Consider the following 17,350-nt stretch of genomic DNA (forward strand, 5'->3'; position numbering starts at 1 on the left):
CCCTCACCCTCGCTGCGCTCGGGTTCGGGATGACGTGGGGAGTTACCTTTCTTGTTTGTTTAGTTAAATTTATTTACTATTTAATGGCTCCAAGTTATCTCAAGTGACTGAGATAAGTATGGGAATTTATTTTTTAAATCCCAATTATTAAGGATGATGATGAACAAGAAATTATTGGTTTTATTCGCAACTGGACTTTTTATTAGCGGTTTTGCTTACTCCGAAGAAAACTTTGGGGAAATATTAAATGAACCGACAGAACAGGAAGAAAATGGCGTTTATCTATCGGATGAACAAAAACTTTTAGCCAAGGTGAATCAGGTTTATGCAAATTACAGTCAATTGCATCCAAATTGCGGCTATCAACCGAAACCTGCTATTCGTTCCTATCCCCAACAAATGCATACGCTCACCAACCCTTATATACATGGCGCTAATGAGCTCAATGCGATTAATTTTAAAATTAGAAACTTTGTACTCGATAGTCCTGTTCGTGATAACAATGATCCCTTTTGCGGTAAATTAAGTATAAAATGCGCCTCATTGGTGACCTTGGTAAACTCCTCAAATTTTTATTGCGAACGGATCCATAATGGAGCAAGTTCGGATCCAGTCTTGTTAGCAGATCCAAGATATAATAATTATCTAGCCTATCAGACTATTTACAATCTCTCTGTCATGCCTAGAGCCCAAAAGAATTTTGGCTTATTGAAACAGTTTTATAATTTAGATGCATTCCCTCCTTATTCCAGTTCACAAATTCCTAATCCCAGTTATGAGTACAATGCTGTAGTATATTCCACATTCACATATCCTGCCCCCACCAATCCTCCGACTCCAAATTACTCTAACGGCAATTATGGTTTCTTGTTCCTTGGTTCAGCAGAAAATTTAGTATCAGTTTGCAAAACCATTCAATACCAAAACTTATCACGAGAAAATGCTGCAGTTCGATTTAGTCAGTATTTTGGTATACCACCTGATTCACCTGATTCAGTAAGAACATTTACTTTTTTTAAGTTAAGAAATAATCCTCATGTACCTGGTAAAAGGGATGGCAACATGTTCCGCCCATGTCCTGCTGATGGCAACATTGAGACTACTTCTTGCTCCGCTTCGGCTCTTGTGATTCCCCATAATTGCAATAATCCTCCACCACCTTATGATGGCACAACGGTTAGTTCATTTTTGGCAAACCAGTTTTATTCTTCATATTGTAATACGGTCCCCAATAGAAACTCAGGAATGCCAATCTATTTTCCATGGACAGGGCAGGGTTTTACCTATGATTGGTATCCATGGCATATAAGTTTAAAGAATGTTCAAGGATCTTCAGAATATGTTCCGGCGACAAATAGTGGCAGCGCTAATATAGAAGTTGTAAATAATAAATCAATAGAGGACTTTTTATTAACATGTGATTTCAGCTAAGAAGGACCATCGTCCTCATTATTTGAGGACTAAATTTATAGTGCAAGGAATTACTCATAAAATGGTCGTGCCCAATCATCCTCGTAACACGTTATAGCCTCTTTTGCTCGATGTGATAAAGAATCATCGAGCGATTGAGTATAATAGTGTTCTTTGAATAGATTATCAGTCGCAATAACAGCTAGATCATTCACCAAGACGGATTTAGCGTATTGAGGATTGAATTGGAAAAAATATTCCATAAATTCTGGATGGCGCCCAACGAGTTCTTGAAGGGTTTTGCTAAATGGATTGTCGATTCCACTGTATGTATCATAAAACTTAAGATAGGCTGCAACATACTCCTGGAGTGCGGATTTTTCTTTATTATCGTCCAGTTTCATTTCTTAAAAGAGAGACAAGCTGACAGTAGATGCTATTAAATACGTGCATCGCTTTGTGATTCTCCCAAAAATTCCTAAAAGAAGAGTGGGGAGATTGCTAGAAACCTTCACTCACTATGCTTTTTTTGTCGGCGAAAACTCGTTTTCCAGGTTTTTTTCAAAACTCTTATCTTTATTCTTAAATAGAGAGTAATAACTTCGAGCAGTTTTTGAGGAGTTCGAAGAAATTTCTTTTTCTTTTCCTATTTTTAGAAATTGTTCTTTAGCAGTCACATAATTATTATCTTTCTGAGCTTGCTCGATAATCTTTAATTGTTCTGCAACAGTTGCCGGGATTTTCTTTTTCTTACCGTCTACTTCTATTGTATGTGAATTCCATTGCAATCCAACATTCCAATCTTTAGCACGCAGATATCGATCTGCTTCATCCAAAAAGAGCTTAGCTTTATATTGTTCGGATGATTCAATGCTGCGTTTGAGAGTAGTTATTTGTTGAGATAGGTTCGTAATTTGTTGCTGATAATCTACCTGTGGTTTTCCCTCTAAATCGTCCACAATATTTTGATATAGAGCAATTTGCTCCAAAGCGTTACATAGCTTTTCTGCGGCAACTAATTGACGATGGTTTTCAAAAGTGTCATTGGTACTGACATCCATTTCGGTTATATCATATTGAAGAGTATGCAAAAGAGATACAAAAGAGGGATAGTCTTTTTCTGCAACCTCTAAATGGAGCACTGAGAAGGGAGCATATCCCTCAATATTAATATTGATTGCTTCTTTTAATAGTTTAGAAATTAAGTGCGTATATTGCTTGGATATCAATTTACTATCAAACACATTTATTTCTTTCAGTGCAGGATGGACCTTTTGCAGATAGTAAAAGTTAGGTAGCTGTTTTATTGATTCTGTATAAAACATTGTTCGAGTATTATCATGATCTTTTACAAACTGCACTCTGCCATTTTCTACTGTCAAACTGCTCAGATTGTTTGAAAATATACCGCCAATAATCATTGATCTTAATAACTTCGCTTCAGAATCTAAGAACGTGGGTGAAATTCGTTGTGAAAATTTCTCATCCATACTAATCACTTCATCGACTTGCGCCTTTAATTTGTATAATGCGACGCGAAGTTGCTCAGGATCCTCTGGAGGATATTGGATTAACTCTTGAAGTTTTTGCTCGATTTTTTTTAAAGTTTCATGTGCATCGCGATAATAGGTTGTCACAAAATCATGTTCCAACTCTTTGGGTAATTGTAGGTAACGTTCAAGGGCTGCCTCAAAAAATTGCTCCTTATAACGTTTTTGAACGGCCTCTTCTTTACTTAACCCTGGTAATCTATCAAGTATCGTTGATATTTTAACAGTCAATACAATTGGAGAATGCCGAAATTCATGGGCTGTAAAATTAGGAATGAGATTGTCATTTAAATTGCGACTATAATTTTCGGGTGTTTTTCGGATTAAATATTTGATAACGCCATTGTATGCTCCAATTTCATAATTAAATTCGACCATGTAGCGAAATGAGTTCTCCTTTGCTTCACTAGGATTACTAACCTTAATGACTCGATAATTACTTTGTTGAGTTTGAGTAATAATATTTTCGTTATCATCAAGGAACAATACATCTTCTTCACTCAAAGTGGCATTTTTCTCATATTTATATTTTCGGTAAGCAAGTCGACTTTGATAAAATGATTCTATGTGAGGAAGATTTTGGATAAAATATTCTCTATTTGCATTAAGTTCCTCTATTAGTTCATTCTTTCTTAGAACGAGTAGAACATCACTCTCATCACTCCCATCACTATATTTCTCTTTCAAAAATTCAGGTCTATGGGCATCAAAAATAAGGTCTTTTAATATAGTGTGAAATGAGAATTTGTATTTTTGAGCTGATTTGGAGTCCATTAGTTTTTCAGCTAGATAAAATAAGTTATCCCACGCTTGTTCTTTTTCTTTAAAATCACTAATTCCTATATTTATTGTTAATTTAGGGTTTTTAAAATCCTGTAAAATACCACCTTCAACCGTTTGATAATAATTGGTTAGATTCTTAAGTCCATGGTAATGTCTTCTTATCGAATCTAAATGCATGAATTTGCCCGAAATTAATCTATCAGATTTCTTTTGAAGAGAATCGATTTTTTGTTGTAATTGTTCGATATCTTGAGTTAATTTCTCTTTATCTAATCCTGTAGACTCCTTGCTTCTTAAAACAGTAATTTCTTGTTTTAGTTTATCAATTTGTCCTTGGATTGTTCTAAATATTGTATCTTTTTCTAGACGTAAGGATGGAGTATCTAAAAATGTCAACATATTCGAAATATCAATCTCTGTTTCTTTATGTATCATCTCCTTTAATTTTTTAACAGGGGTTGGCTCTAGCTCATCTAGACCTTGTGTACGATTAGTGGCGATAGCAACTTCAATGCCATGTTTTTTGGCATAGTTCAGTACATTGATCAATTCTTGTGCTCGTTTCAGCTCATTTTTTTCCAAATCAATGAGTGTATCATCCACATCAAATATAATGAGTTTTGGAACTTTAGGATGGAGAGCCGTTTTTACTGATTTCTCCTCAATACTCGCTGCAACATAATCAATTTCATCTTGAATTCTCCGAGCAGTTCCTGATTTGGTCGCATCACGCATGGCCTGAATTTTTAAGATATTTTCCATGGATTCGCTTATTGGCGATACAAGAGGACGTCTCTCTTCCTTGTAGAGGCTAAGGGTTGGTTCGGCCAATTCATTAACCACCACTTCATCATTATTACTTAGATGTTTATATTTTTCTTTAAATTTAGCAAAGTGTTCCTTTAATCTTTCGTGAGCCATATTGCGTATGGTTTTGGCCTTTTCTATGGATTTTCGATGTTCTTCTATTGGCGATACAAGGGGAGGTTTCTCTTGCTGATGGAGACTTTCAACTTGCACTCTGGGCTCGTTTGTGGATATGAGAAATGGAATAGGAATATGTTGTGGGATTAATTGAATAACTTTTTGTCGAGCTTCTTCATATTCCTTTGCAGTTGGGATCTTTCGAGGTTGACGTAAATCAATAATTTCATCTGTTTTTTTAGAGGAATAGGTATCAGCCAATTTACTTATAGCTTTTATTAGTTGCTCAATTTCTTTAAAGTAAAAACCATCTTCTTCAAAATACTGTTTGGGAAGTTTTTCGGATGCGGCATTTAATATAGCAAAAGCTAAGTCAGCCACAAAATCATCAAGATTTTTTTCCTCTGGTTTTATTTGTAGCACTGCCTCTTGAAATAGTGAGGTAGGATGTTCGCTTGTTCCTTGGAATAATTTATCTAAAGTGGATACGATGCGAGGAGTCTTTTCTTCTGACTTGTTTAGCTCATATATGATTTTAAGTGCAGTAAATTGCCTTTTTAGTTCACTCCATTTAACTGGACTTAGTTTATTAGTAGAACTTAATTCACCTAATTGTTGATAAAGAACGTTCATTTTTAGGATAATTCTTGAAGGCTCTACTTCAAAATGTTCATAGCCTAAAATAAAAAGTTGTTCTATTATCTTATTGCGATGTTTCACCTCTTCGGTGAGTACTTTAACTTCATCCTGGCTTTCTACTTTTTCTAGTAATTCAAGACGTGGCTTACATTGAGAGTATTCTTTTTGTAATTGATTGAATTTTTCTTTTGTTAAGCTCTTCGGATCTACGAGCGCAACGAATATTTCAGTAATCGTGTCTGAAATATTTCCGCCTGTTTCGACTCTGAGGGGTATTTGCTCCACTTCATCTAGAGATCCAAAATTTTTTAAATGGGCAGCTTGTATATGCGCGATAAATAAGGATTGATACAGCCCTAATTGCTCAATGGCAATTTTTCCTTCTTCAGTGCTGTTATCTATTTTTTTTGAAAGCTCAATCATTTTTTCTTCCAACTTATCAAGAAGATCTTGATAGCTTCCATTTCTAGCTTGTAAGTCAAAGAATAATTCCAGTTCTTGAGGATTTGTTTTTGCTGCAAATGCGTTTAGCAAGAAATCGGTAGAGTTATTATCGAAATTTACTGAATTTAACCATGCTTTCGTTGATTCAGACATTAAAGGGTTTTCACAAACCTCTTTAACCCAATTGTCTAATTGATCCAGGGGAGTTGCACTTAGCGTTTGATATTTTTCCATTAATTCAAGACGCGCTTTATTTTCCTCAGTGAGCGAGTCAATCTTTTGAGTATATTGATCAATTAATTGCTTTAATAAAGTGCCATAAATAATATAAATCTCGAAATGCTTATCTTCACTAACAGCCTCAGAGGAAGTACCTTTTTGAATAGAATCTTCAATGCTCTCGATATGAGTCTCTTGTAAGGGCGTTTCTATAAAAGACTGGAGCTCATCAGCAGTAGTTTTTTCAGCTCTCATTTGAGCGAGTCTCTGCTTAGGATTGAGTCTACTATATTTTGGATTTAACGATGCTAAAATATAAGCAATTTGCGCACTTCGTCCTTTTCCTCCTCGACAATGAGTGTGAATATTTTGCTCAGGGAGCTGGCCTATTTTTTTGACATAGGACAATTCTTCTGGCGTTAATTCCAAAGGTTGCTTATCGTGAATAGGAAAATGATCTATCTGGATGGGATTACTCCCATTTATGCTGATTTCATAAGTTATAAATCGCCCTACCTTTTTGATTGGACGAGAAGTAATATGGACGTCTTTAAGCTCAGGAACATCAGGAAGCCTTACACGTCCATTAGCATCAGGTATGAAGTAATTAATGAAATCATCTACTACTTTATCTTTTCTTAATTTTCTATCACCAATGCCTTCTTTGGGATGATAGGGAAGTACTCTACCCATAGCAAATACATGAGTCACATTATTTCGTAATAAATGATTTAAATAGCCAGCGATATCATGATCTACTTGATAAAGCTCTGGATTTTCGCTGGGGATAAGTGATTTTGCAGCATAAGGTCCTGGTGAAATTGAAATATTGGTATCTTTAAATTTAAAATAACCCATTCCAAACATGTCTCGGGCTGGACCTGATAACTCCATACTTAAAGGATTTTTAAGAAATATAAAAAATTTATTTGGCCAAAAATAATTTAGGCACTCTTCAGCCAATCCCTTACTCGGCTTATTAGATTTTATATACTCTTGTTCTACAGCACAAAGAGCAGATTCCAAAATGAGCTTTTCCCGGAATGAGAGTTTTTCCTTGAACCTAGAAGATTTCAGTCGTGTTTGCACTCGACTTTCATCGAACTTGATACCATATTCAGTTGCAACACTAGTATTTAAAGAACCATCTGCATTAAACACTCCATAAGCGTCAAGTTCACGTAACGATAGATTATTAAATTCAGATCTGGATGTATTTTTTATTTTTGCAATTTTTCCATCAAGAACGGCTTTATCCATCTGATTAGGATCTGATAATATTTTGTCTAATTGTCTCAAAAATTCTTGTTTTTCACGTTCTTCAAATTGAGTCTGTTTTGATATTTGTGCAGGCCCTGCTTGTTTCCTAGATTCTTCGCGACTTGCATGCCGCAGTGCATCTCCCTCATTGCCTTTATCCTCCAGCACCGTAATAATCTGTTGATTGTAAGCTGTTTTAAATGCACCCCAGTCCTTCATTTTTTTATGACTATAGGCATAAGTAAAATCGCCACAGGCATATCCATCTTGTTGCGGATGGGTGGGGCCGGTGAGTTTAATCGTGATTTGATACTCATTGATCCCACATTTTTTTAATATATCCAGGGTAATATTTCTAATTGCATCTGCACCACTTGGACCATAAGGATCGAATAGTTCAAGCTCATATTTATCACTGAATTCATTAGGTTTAGTTAAATAAATGCCACGCCAATGACCAGGTCCTATGGAGATTAAAATATGCTTAATTTTCTTATTATTAAGGGCTAAAGTAATACCTTCCTGTGACGCATTAATAGCTCCCGGGTCGAAACGATTTGCTGGAGCCAGAACTTCAATATCCCCGTGAGATTTTGGCATTAATAAGGTCATATCATGATCTTGCAATTCATCGTGTATACTACGTTGATGAATATATTTTTGATCAAAATGACCTTGCGCCCGATGCTTACGTCTATTTTCATCCGTTTCGCGATCCATTTGCTCTCCGATCATGGAATAAATAGAACTAGCAACAGATGATATTGATGATTCATCAAAAGATTGTTTGAGTTGTGAGCCTAGAAGTTTAAGCACCGCATCGCTTTGAGCTTTTAAGCGTACATTATTGTTAGCGGCCAAGGTATTAACGGCATCGAGAAGTTTTATTTGTTGTGGTGATAGCTTTTTATAACGATTTTTTAAATCTTCTAAACTGTCTACCTGCATCTCTTGACTTAATGGCATATAGATCCTCTCAAGTAAGTTGCTTCTTCGTTAAAAAACTCTCGGACATTCTAGTCCTGAAATTTGTTTTCCTACCCGATGACTTCCGCACGCTATAGAGATTTATGTCGCTTTATGAGCCTACTTTCTTATCATCTCTGGTGACTTCGGTGAAAATATTAATTTATATTGACAATTTATTGTTTATATACTGAAGTGTACCGCGCCAACATTAAGGAAATATGATCAATGCTCTTGAATTGAAAGATATAAAGACGAGCAGTCCGGGCTCCTTTTGCATAAACAATGTTGTCTGGTCCTTGGCTTGCGTGATGCGAATTCAATCTGGCTATTTTGAAGTCAGATTCAAGTTTGATTGGTTTGGCATTTCCTCAAAAACTTTATGTATAAAATGATTCATCCGGGCAGACTCGGCTTTTTTTCTAAACAACATATTAACAAAATCGGTTGCTTCAGTTGGCCAATGGTCTTCAGGGTTTGATTCATTGTTATTTTCTTCATTGATAAGAGCAGTATTTTCTTTTAAAAAAGCATTTACTGCGTCTTCATCGTACGCTACAAGGGCTCCAGAACGAATACTTGAAAATCCTCCTTTGGGAATTACCTTATATTCCTTATTATCTGCTATATGTACGTATGTATTTTTAGTAGGGTTATAGGCATACAATTCTTCATGGCTAGGATTAGGAATAACAAAAAATTTTAACCCTCTTTTTTTCAATGACTGAGTCACCTGAAATACTTCAAATCCGGAACCACGGATCGCCTCCAATGGCAAATAACCCAATGCTTTTGTTTGCCCTACCTGCGCTAAATCACTCATTTCTGGATGAGAAAAAAAATCATGGGTAGATGGTGTTGGCGAGAATATAGGCTTCCCAGTACTTTCAGTTTTTTCATCGGAGGATTTAATGACTGTTGCATCAGTAGAAGTTAATTTATTTGAGTTCCCGGTGCGTTTCTTTTTAAAGAGTTCCTTAAATGCTTTCATGATGCCCAAATAGAATGATGTTTGTATAAATTATATGCAAAATTCAAGGATTTATCAAAACAAAAAACAAGCAAGTTGAGTTATTTTGATTCAAAATCTATAGTGAAGTTATATTTTGTTGCATTTTGTTATTTGCTTAATGATTTACCATATTTGGGGGTTTTTGCTGTAATTATTCTATACTCTTAGGTATATAAAACAGGAGGTCATAAAATATGGAATATCGAAGACCTGAATCAGAACCAATTGATGATGCTATCCTAAAAACTCTAAATTCATTATTAGAGCTGGAGATGGCGGGTGTTGTACGTTATACCCATTACTCCTTTATGGTCTTTGGCTTTAATCGCATCCCTATCTGCAAATGGATGCGTGAGCAGGCTCAGGAAAGCATAAACCATGCTCATTTAATCGGGGAGCTAATTACTCATTTTTCCCACCATCCCTCACTTAAAATTGGCAAATTATTAGAAACCCATGAACATAACATTGGGAATATTTTAGAAGAGGCTCTTGAGCATGAAAAACAAGGTTTGTATTTGTATTATCAATTATTACAACATGCAGAAAAAAAATCGGTGTTGATCGAGGAATTTGCAAGAAAAATGATTCAGGAAGAAGAAATGCATATTGGTGAAATACAAAAAATGTTGACCCCTCCTGGGATATTGAAGAATTAGAATATTCATCGAGATCCCTGGGGGCATTTTATAGTCCATCAACTAGTGACCCAACAGTGAATAGTTAATTGGCCAGGTTTACCACCCAGCCAGTGCTCGCTACATTGAGTTTAATTGCATTGATTTTAACGTAGGTTCTTCTAGCTGGGTTTCTTCTTTCTTTAAACTTAAGAGCTGTTTTCCTAATTCATCTTGTTTGACTTTATTGTTCCAAATAAGCAGATGATTTTTACTGGCTATTTCTTCTTTAATCGTAGCAATTTGTTTCGGAGTAAGTTCCTGTGTATGACGATAGTAAGCATAAAGTTGGGCGCATATCTCCTCGATTTTTGCTTCGTCACTTAGGCCCTCACTCTCTGGTTTTAGGTGAAAATCAATCACCGAACACAGTGTGGCGCGTACATTGTTCATGTGAAACGCCGACATAAATGCACGATAATAAGAATTGTTGCGAACAAATAAAGGAATGATTGGATTTTGCAAACTCCAAAAACCATCAAGCCTAATCACATGAATAGGTGTTTTATTCATCAATGCAAGTCTCGCTGCGCCGGCGTAGACTCTTGGCGGTTTTTGACCTAACCGTGCAAAATTCCCTTGCGGGAATAGAGCGACGCAGCCATTTTCACTAAGTGCTTTACTCGCTTGCTCTAACGCGCCGGCATTAGCAGAACGTCCATTATCACTTTTAGTTGCTTTTGATTCTACCGGTATTGCTTTAAACATCTTCAAAAAAGAAGAAACACCGGGTACAGAATTATAAGCATCTGTGGCAAAAAAACGTGGTGGTGTGCCTTTTATTTTTGAAGCAACAACAACTGCTTCCCAGCCAGTTCGATGGGGACCTACGGCAATTATTTGCTTTTCTGTATTGGTTATCTCTAAATCCCCGCTTTTTGTATGCATCATCCGCGTTATGAGCAACAAAAGACCGGCTATTATACGAGCTAAACGATTATCGTAGTTTAAGTGATTGTTCGATTCTGCGACTCGTGCAATCGCATACGTTACTATCGCAAGACCAGTAAGCAGGAACAAGAGGTTATAAGCACTTGATGTTGACTCATCATGATTAAGTTGCTCTAAATTCGAATACATGTTGATTACTCCTTGTAAAGACTAGATAGATTAAGAACTAGCCATCCAAAATCTGTTATAGTACCTTTAAAATTGATGTTGTCAATTAAATACCCAAGAAGCAAGAACCGAAATGCCCCCGAGATGGAATTTATTGGGGAGGGGATTATGAATTTATCCTGGTTTGTGTTATCACCCTGTCGTCAACATACCGCAAGAAATTCCTGTAACCGTTTTTCTTAAAAGAGGTAAATCATTCCTTTTCATGGCCTCAATCTGAATGAGATTCAAAGGATGAATCAAGGTTGATCTTAATTGAATGCTTTCCCCGAGCCACGGTTGATGAAAACAAAAATCACTCTCACCTGTTATTTGATAGAAAAAGAGGATGGTTGACTCCAGTTCAGATTGAAAAGGCTTTAGATATTCATTGGAGCCAGTTAATTGGTACAAGTATTGTTCCCAGATTGGAAGGTACACTTTGGAGAGAGTTACACCCAACTGTTTTATAAAAGCAGCAAAAAGAGTATTTTCCTTATAGAGAGCCTTAAGCTTACTTTTTCTAAGTTCGTTGAGTTCTGACCAAGTGGAACCAAGACCCCACCACGTTGGGAAAAGAAGCCGTGTTTGAGTCCAGCATAAGATCCAGGGGATGGCTCGAAGTTTTCTTTGATTCGGCCCTGATTTGCGTTTGGTTGGACGAGAGCCAATTTTTAGCTCTGTCAAAAAATGATAGGGTGAGGCCTGTTCAATTGTAGGCCAAAACCATTCGCTTTGGATCAGTGCTTTATATTTCTGACTGACTTGCGTGGAAAATAATACCAGCTCCTCAGGATAACCCTTATCAGGGGTGTTATCTTTTTGTGAATAGATATCAAGAAATTTGTCAATCTGACTTTTGAGTATCGAACTTGAACCAAAGAGCCTTGCAACCATTTCTCCCTGAACAGTCACTTTATAATTAGTCATCATTTCCTTAGACCAGGAGGCTGTTTGTTCTTTGATATCCCCACCCCCTCGCTCTATGCTGCCCCCCGAACCATGAAAAAAAATAGGCCGAAGGTTCTTATTTTCTAGTGTAGACTGAATATTTTTTAAACTGTTCGCGATCATGAGTCGTGAAGGCAATACGCCATTTTCTTTAGAAGAGTCAGAATAACCCAGCATGACCTCATAATTTCCATCCCACTGTTTAAGGTGTTTCTGTCTAATGTCTTCAGTGATCGAATTATTTAAAATTTTGTCAGCGCTGGTTAACGCAAGTTGATTTTCAAACAAGGGTACAACGGGTAGGGCGTAGCTTTTAAAAACGTGTTTTACCAGGTTAATTCCATTTTTTATATCCTCAGCAGATTCAACCATACTGAGGATAAAACCGCGTATATAGTTTTTGGGATCAGTTCCATGGGTTATAGAATAGACTTGTTCCAACATCTTGGTAATAGTTGTTTTTTTTATGCTGGTTAAACTCTCTTTTACAACTGCTGAATCTTCTCTGAGTTCTATGGGGATGACCAGAGCGGGATAGAGCTGAAAAATGCTGGAGATGATGGCGAATTGTTCGGGTTTGAAATTTAAAAACTTCAGGGCATTGATCTCTATCGCTGTTAATTCCTTTTTGAATGCTGATACTTTTTTATGGTCCTTTGATTGTATCTTTATCAGAGCGCCCGCATTTTTGGTCAGTTGATTGAGCTGATTTGCCAAGATTTTGTTTTCATTTAATGCAGTTGAGAGTTTGACAATTTCCAGTACTTCTCTTAGACATTCCTGAATGTAGGAAATAAAAAAAGATCGAGAAAGTTCGAGACTTTTAACCATGATTCTTTCATTAACACCCGAGTGTCCATCTTTATCACCTCCTACCCAAGTGCGTAATTGAATGGGAATGCCTTTGCTTAAAAAGGAATGATAAAGTTTAATGTTAAGAGGATTGAGTGCGTATTGATAGATGTATCGTGCCTCGTCTTCTACGCTTGGTTTTTCATGATTGGAAATATTAATTTGCAGTGAGATTTTAAGCATTTGATCAAGATGCGTTTCATTCATCAGATATGGGGATTTAAGAACATCGACAAGATAGTCTCGAATTGCTTTAAACAGCTTTAAGAATTCATTTGTACGAGCTTCTGTTGGATGTGCGGTTAAGACATAATGAATCCCTTGAGGCCTTTCGGAATAGATTTTTTCTTTTCTTTGGCTGATCCGAAAAATGCGGTAGGCACTTTCACAGGCATTAATGAGTTCCATCATGAGAGAAAACCCATGTGCAATTTGACAAAGCTGATTTCTCTCTAGTTTGGAAAGCTCAATTTGCAGGCTGTGAAGAGCCTTTCTAAGTACAATCGTTTCACTCCCAATCGTGTCTTGCATGGATAGTCGAATGTGCTCAATTCGTTCATATATTTCTTTCCCATAGACTTCTTCAATTGATTTCCCTAAACGAGTAAGAGCCCAGGAAACCATATGGCTTAGTTCCCTTGGCAGATGGGAGACATTTTGTTTCATCGAAAACTCCGATTTCTAAAAGGGGGTCCGGAAAGTCCATTTCATGGCTCTCCTTCCACTTGAGATCTATTCCTTATTTAACAGTCCACTATATGAACTTCTTCAGTTGATTTCCAAACGAATCAGGTTCAACCAATTGAAGAAAATCTTTTCGCGATTGAATATAGTTATACTGGAAAATATTTTTTTTTGCTAATTCTCTTGTAACTCGGCACAAGTCGCCTATTAATTTTCAGGATTCGTTTTAATTGTTAATTATTTTTATCAATAAAAGAGGTCGCAATTTTTTCAGATAAAGCTTTTTGACAAAAATAGTTCAAAAGTAAATTAATTTTTTGTTCATCCGCTTTGGACTTGGGAGAAATTGCATAAAGATTAATATCAGGTGACGACTCGTGAGGTAATACTTGAATTAGTTTTTTATTTTTTATTTCCTCATAAACTGAAAAATAAGGTGCCCATAAAAGCCCTACATCTGCAACAGCAGCCTGCTTTAAAACACCTGCATTATTGCTTTTAAAATTTCCCGAGACTTGAATGATTTTTTTATTAAAAACCCATTTATTTTCTAGACCATAAAGCGAATTAATCAAACAATTATGGTTTGGTAACTCGTCGATTGTCTGAGGAAGTCCATGCTGCGCAATATAGCCAGGTGAGGCAAAGATCTTTCTTTGGATCGAAAATAATCTTTTACAAACCAGTTTTGAATGCTTCACATCTTCAAATGAAATAGCCAAATCAAATGTAGACGAATAGAGCTCTTTTGTATCAGAACCTACATTAATATCTAAATAAATCTTAGGATATTGTTGCATGAACTCAATACTTAATGAGGTCAAATAGGGAATAGCTGGGGTAACGGTAAGATAGAGTTTAATTGTACCGTTTAATTCATATTGATCCGGTGTTGCAATTCCCTTGATTAATTCTAATTGCTCGAAAAGCCGTAATGCCTTCTCATACAGCTGATGCCCTGATTCAGTTACAACCAATCGTGTTGTAGAGCGGATAAATAAGGTGACTTTTAATTCCCCTTCCAACCAAGTTATTTGTTTGCTCAATTTAGAGGGTGATATATATAATTTTTGTGAGGCTTTTGAGAAGCTTTTACAATCAACTGTTGCAATAAAGCCTTTTAAACAAGATAAAATATTCATAGTTGAATTTTCTTAATTTAACTCTTTTTAAAGTGTATAGACTTATATAACTGTTTTGTAAATCAACATTAATGTTCACTTATAGTGGCCGCTGCCATAAAATCCAGGGGATTTGACATGATGAGGAGCTAATCCTTTGAGCTTAATAGCCTCGCCTGCATCTGCTATATTCACATTCAAACGACCCAGCTAGTTGCTGGATGTGCTCTAATAAAATAGTTCTTGATGTATAAAATCTTTTATAAAACTTGATTCCCATATGGTTGGTAATAACGATATTTCTGTTTACAATTTAAAGTCATATAATTATTTATTGCTACGAGGATTCTGACTCTTTGTTCACCTTAGAGCAACACCATAAGGACATGGGAAAAACCAGATGAAAAAAAATTTAAGTCCCCTGAGTTTACTTTGGATTTCAATTACCAGCATGGTAGGTTCAGGTTGGTTGTTTGGTTCTTTATACTCCGCGCATTTTGCTGGCCCTGCAGCCATCATCGCTTGGCCACTTGCAGGTTTTTTGTTGTTATTTGTTGCCCTATCTTATGCTGAATTAGGTACGATGTTTCCGCAGTCCAATAGCCTGGCTTGCTTGCCTTTATATACCCACGGACGTTTAACAAGCTCGATGATGAGCAGCATGACCTGGTTTTCCTTAGCCATCCTCCCAGTAATTGAAACTCAAGGCGTCATTCAATACGCCAGTAATTATCTTCCAGACTTGGTAACCCATCATGGTGTGTACTATAGAAATACACATCTAGGGTATGTACTGTCCTTAGTGGTGTTAATGAGTTTTGTATTGTTCAATTATTTCGGTATTGGTTTATTTGCTCGCGTTAATGCAGCATTTACTGTTTGGAAGATAATAATCCCAGTACTTACCATCGCAAGCTTGGTGACCATGAGTTATCACCCAGATAATTTTTTTCAATATGGTGGTTTCATGCCCTATGGTTGGCAGGGAATTATGGCCGCTATGTCAAGTGGCGGTGTACTTTTCTCCTTATTAGGATTCAGGCAAGTGATTATCATGATGGGTGAACTTGAAAAACCAGGACAGTACATTCCCCTGATATTGTGTGGTTCATTATTTTTCACGACATTACTTTACACCGGATTACAATGGTCCTTTATTGGAAGTGTCAGTGAACATTCGCTCGAAAAGGGCTGGGTGAATTTATCGTTTATCGGCGACGCAGGACCATTTGCAGCTCTAGTTGCACTAGTCGGCATGCTTTGGTTGAGTGTTTTATTATACGCCGATGCGTTTATATCACCCTATTCAACCGGATTGGTTTATTCAACAACAGCATCTCATATGCTAAGCAGCATGGGTTCTGTCGTTTGTACACCCAAAATTCTTGCCAAACGAAATAAGTACCAAGTGCCCTGGGTTAGCTTAGGAGTAAATTTTTTACTCGCGGCTACTATGTCACTTGTGCTCCATGGATGGCAGGAAATGTCAGCTTTTCTCGTGGCAATATTAATGGTTAGCTACTCCATAGGTCCTATAGCTCTTGTTTGTTTACGCAAGCAATTACCAAACTATAAAAGGCCTTTTCGGTTGCAAGGTTCTAACCTTATTGCCTTTATCGGATTTTATGTATGCACGATTGGTGTTTATTGGTCGGGTTTTCACAGTGTGCGGAAGCTATTGGTGATTACCATCCTGGGATTAGGGGGAACCATTCTTTATTGCTTTATAAAAAACACACATCAAGAACTTGATAGCAAACATGCAGTTTGGTTTATTTTGTATCTTTTGGGACTTGGTATGTTTTCTTATCTGGGAAATTACGGTGGCAAACATATCCTGCCTCAGTATTGGGACTTAGTGTATTTATTGCTTTTTAGCCTGTTTGTATTTGGTTTTGCTATATTATCCAGAAAGCCCAGTGCTAATACCCAAAAATTGGTGATAGACAACTCTTACCAACCAGAAAAAAACAAAGACTAACTTAGAAAAGTTTAGAGTAATTTGGGGAGCAAGTGAGTTGGGTCTTAAGGCATGTAGGCTCAAGCTCACAATGCTCTTATTGAAGGAGTAAGTTTAATGACTCCTAGGAAAATTGTTTGCATCATACATCGAGCGTTCAAAAAATACACCATAGCTCGATAGATAGAAATTGTTGTAATCAGGGTATTCAATTCAAGATGAGGCCGTCGGGCGAAGAGCCCGACCTTCGATGCCTAAGGCTTTTGCCAAATTGGGGCGCCGGTATGTCTGTTAAGGCAGGTAATATAAGTTTTTGTCCCTTTGCGATCTTTAGAAAAAATAAAGACATAATCACCTGCAATTTGCCATGATAATATTTTAGCGTGGAAAGGGACATTCCATAAACGAACTCCAGCATAGGTGTAGGCGGTCACATGATCTTGACTATCAAATGTCGAAATAACCATCACAGAATCAGGAGTTAACTTCATTCGCTCTTGTTGGAAATCATAATCCTCGACCGGAGCAGTTGACGCTTGAGTGATTAGGGAAGTGGAAAGTAGCAAGCCAAGTAACATCATTCGAAACAATTTCATATAAAAAACCTCTTGAATGTAAATAAAGATATACGCTTTGCAATCAACTTTTGCATGAAGCGTATAGGACAATTCGATTCAATTTGAGTATCGTTAGAATCCCCGCGGAAAATACAATTATTCTATATTTTTGTAAACTGTTTGAGATGAAAAGCCAACCGCTTTAAATCGTCATAATAGCTTGCCAACATTCTGACATTTCTT

General features: G+C 36.7%; 10 protein-coding genes. 3 read left to right on the forward strand and 7 right to left on the reverse strand.

The annotated features are described in order from the left end of the window. The first annotated feature begins 159 nt into the window (after nt 1-159). On the forward strand, nt 160-1,431 hold the full coding sequence (locus BW930_RS15100; protein WP_058468077.1) for a hypothetical protein: 1,272 nt from the start codon (nt 160-162) through the stop codon (nt 1,429-1,431). Nucleotides 1,432-1,481: 50 nt separating this feature from the next. Here BW930_RS15100 and BW930_RS15105 read toward each other — a convergent pair whose 3' ends face one another. From BW930_RS15105 to BW930_RS15115, 3 genes are all read right to left on the reverse strand, one after another. Then, nucleotides 1,482-1,814, reverse strand: coding sequence for a hypothetical protein (locus tag BW930_RS15105; RefSeq protein ID WP_058468078.1), 333 nt, complete (start codon nt 1,812-1,814; stop codon nt 1,482-1,484). A gap of 114 nt (nt 1,815-1,928) precedes the next feature. Then, entirely contained in the window at nt 1,929-8,195 is a 6,267-nt protein-coding gene (locus BW930_RS15110) for a hypothetical protein (protein WP_162263000.1), read from the reverse strand. Nucleotides 8,196-8,523: 328 nt separating this feature from the next. Further along, complete coding sequence (locus BW930_RS15115; protein WP_058468079.1) at nt 8,524-9,186, reverse strand: hypothetical protein; 663 nt, start codon at nt 9,184-9,186, stop codon at nt 8,524-8,526. A 215-nt stretch (nt 9,187-9,401) separates the two neighbouring features. Between BW930_RS15115 and BW930_RS15120 the strand changes: the two genes are divergently transcribed. Then, the gene (locus BW930_RS15120) at nt 9,402-9,866 is read left to right on the forward strand and encodes a ferritin-like domain-containing protein (protein ID WP_058468080.1); all 465 of its coding nucleotides are present in this window, start codon (nt 9,402-9,404) and stop codon (nt 9,864-9,866) included. 99 nt (nt 9,867-9,965) lie between these two features. On the opposite strand, the gene BW930_RS15125 is transcribed toward BW930_RS15120, so the two are convergent. The 3 genes from BW930_RS15125 to BW930_RS15135 all read right to left on the reverse strand — a co-directional run bounded on the left by BW930_RS15125 (nt 9,966) and on the right by BW930_RS15135 (nt 14,611). Next, the gene (locus BW930_RS15125; RefSeq protein WP_058468081.1) at nt 9,966-10,964 is read right to left on the reverse strand and encodes a lysophospholipid acyltransferase family protein; all 999 of its coding nucleotides are present in this window, start codon (nt 10,962-10,964) and stop codon (nt 9,966-9,968) included. A gap of 171 nt (nt 10,965-11,135) precedes the next feature. Continuing rightward, nucleotides 11,136-13,451 (reverse strand): phosphoenolpyruvate carboxylase, encoded by a 2,316-nt coding sequence (locus BW930_RS15130; RefSeq protein ID WP_058468082.1) that lies wholly within the window; start codon nt 13,449-13,451, stop codon nt 11,136-11,138. Nucleotides 13,452-13,702: 251 nt separating this feature from the next. Then, nucleotides 13,703-14,611: a LysR family transcriptional regulator gene (locus tag BW930_RS15135; protein WP_058468083.1), complete on the reverse strand. Its 909-nt coding sequence runs from the start codon at nt 14,609-14,611 to the stop codon at nt 13,703-13,705. 379 nt (nt 14,612-14,990) lie between these two features. Here BW930_RS15135 and BW930_RS15140 point away from each other — a divergent pair, with 379 nt between their 5' ends. Beyond that, complete coding sequence (locus BW930_RS15140) at nt 14,991-16,571, forward strand: APC family permease (RefSeq protein ID WP_058468084.1); 1,581 nt, start codon at nt 14,991-14,993, stop codon at nt 16,569-16,571. A gap of 233 nt (nt 16,572-16,804) precedes the next feature. On the opposite strand, the gene BW930_RS15145 is transcribed toward BW930_RS15140, so the two are convergent. Then, the gene (locus BW930_RS15145) at nt 16,805-17,146 is read right to left on the reverse strand and encodes a hypothetical protein (protein ID WP_058468085.1); all 342 of its coding nucleotides are present in this window, start codon (nt 17,144-17,146) and stop codon (nt 16,805-16,807) included. Nucleotides 17,147-17,350: the final 204 nt, after the last annotated feature.

Source organism: Fluoribacter gormanii, assembly GCF_900156395.1.
Lineage (GTDB): Bacteria > Pseudomonadota > Gammaproteobacteria > Legionellales > Legionellaceae > Legionella > Legionella gormanii.

Coding starts and splice junctions, on each gene's coding strand:
- BW930_RS15115 (WP_058468079.1), bottom strand. CDS start 9,186: ATGAAAGCATTTAAGGAACTCTTTAAAAAGAAACGCACCGGGAACTCA.
- BW930_RS15140 (WP_058468084.1), top strand. CDS start 14,991: ATGAAAAAAAATTTAAGTCCCCTGAGTTTACTTTGGATTTCAATTACC.
- BW930_RS15110 (WP_162263000.1), bottom strand. CDS start 8,195: ATGCCATTAAGTCAAGAGATGCAGGTAGACAGTTTAGAAGATTTAAAA.
- BW930_RS15100 (WP_058468077.1), top strand. CDS start 160: ATGAACAAGAAATTATTGGTTTTATTCGCAACTGGACTTTTTATTAGC.
- BW930_RS15130 (WP_058468082.1), bottom strand. CDS start 13,451: ATGAAACAAAATGTCTCCCATCTGCCAAGGGAACTAAGCCATATGGTT.
- BW930_RS15125 (WP_058468081.1), bottom strand. CDS start 10,964: ATGTATTCGAATTTAGAGCAACTTAATCATGATGAGTCAACATCAAGT.
- BW930_RS15105 (WP_058468078.1), bottom strand. CDS start 1,814: ATGAAACTGGACGATAATAAAGAAAAATCCGCACTCCAGGAGTATGTT.
- BW930_RS15135 (WP_058468083.1), bottom strand. CDS start 14,611: ATGAATATTTTATCTTGTTTAAAAGGCTTTATTGCAACAGTTGATTGT.
- BW930_RS15120 (WP_058468080.1), top strand. CDS start 9,402: ATGGAATATCGAAGACCTGAATCAGAACCAATTGATGATGCTATCCTA.
- BW930_RS15145 (WP_058468085.1), bottom strand. CDS start 17,146: ATGAAATTGTTTCGAATGATGTTACTTGGCTTGCTACTTTCCACTTCC.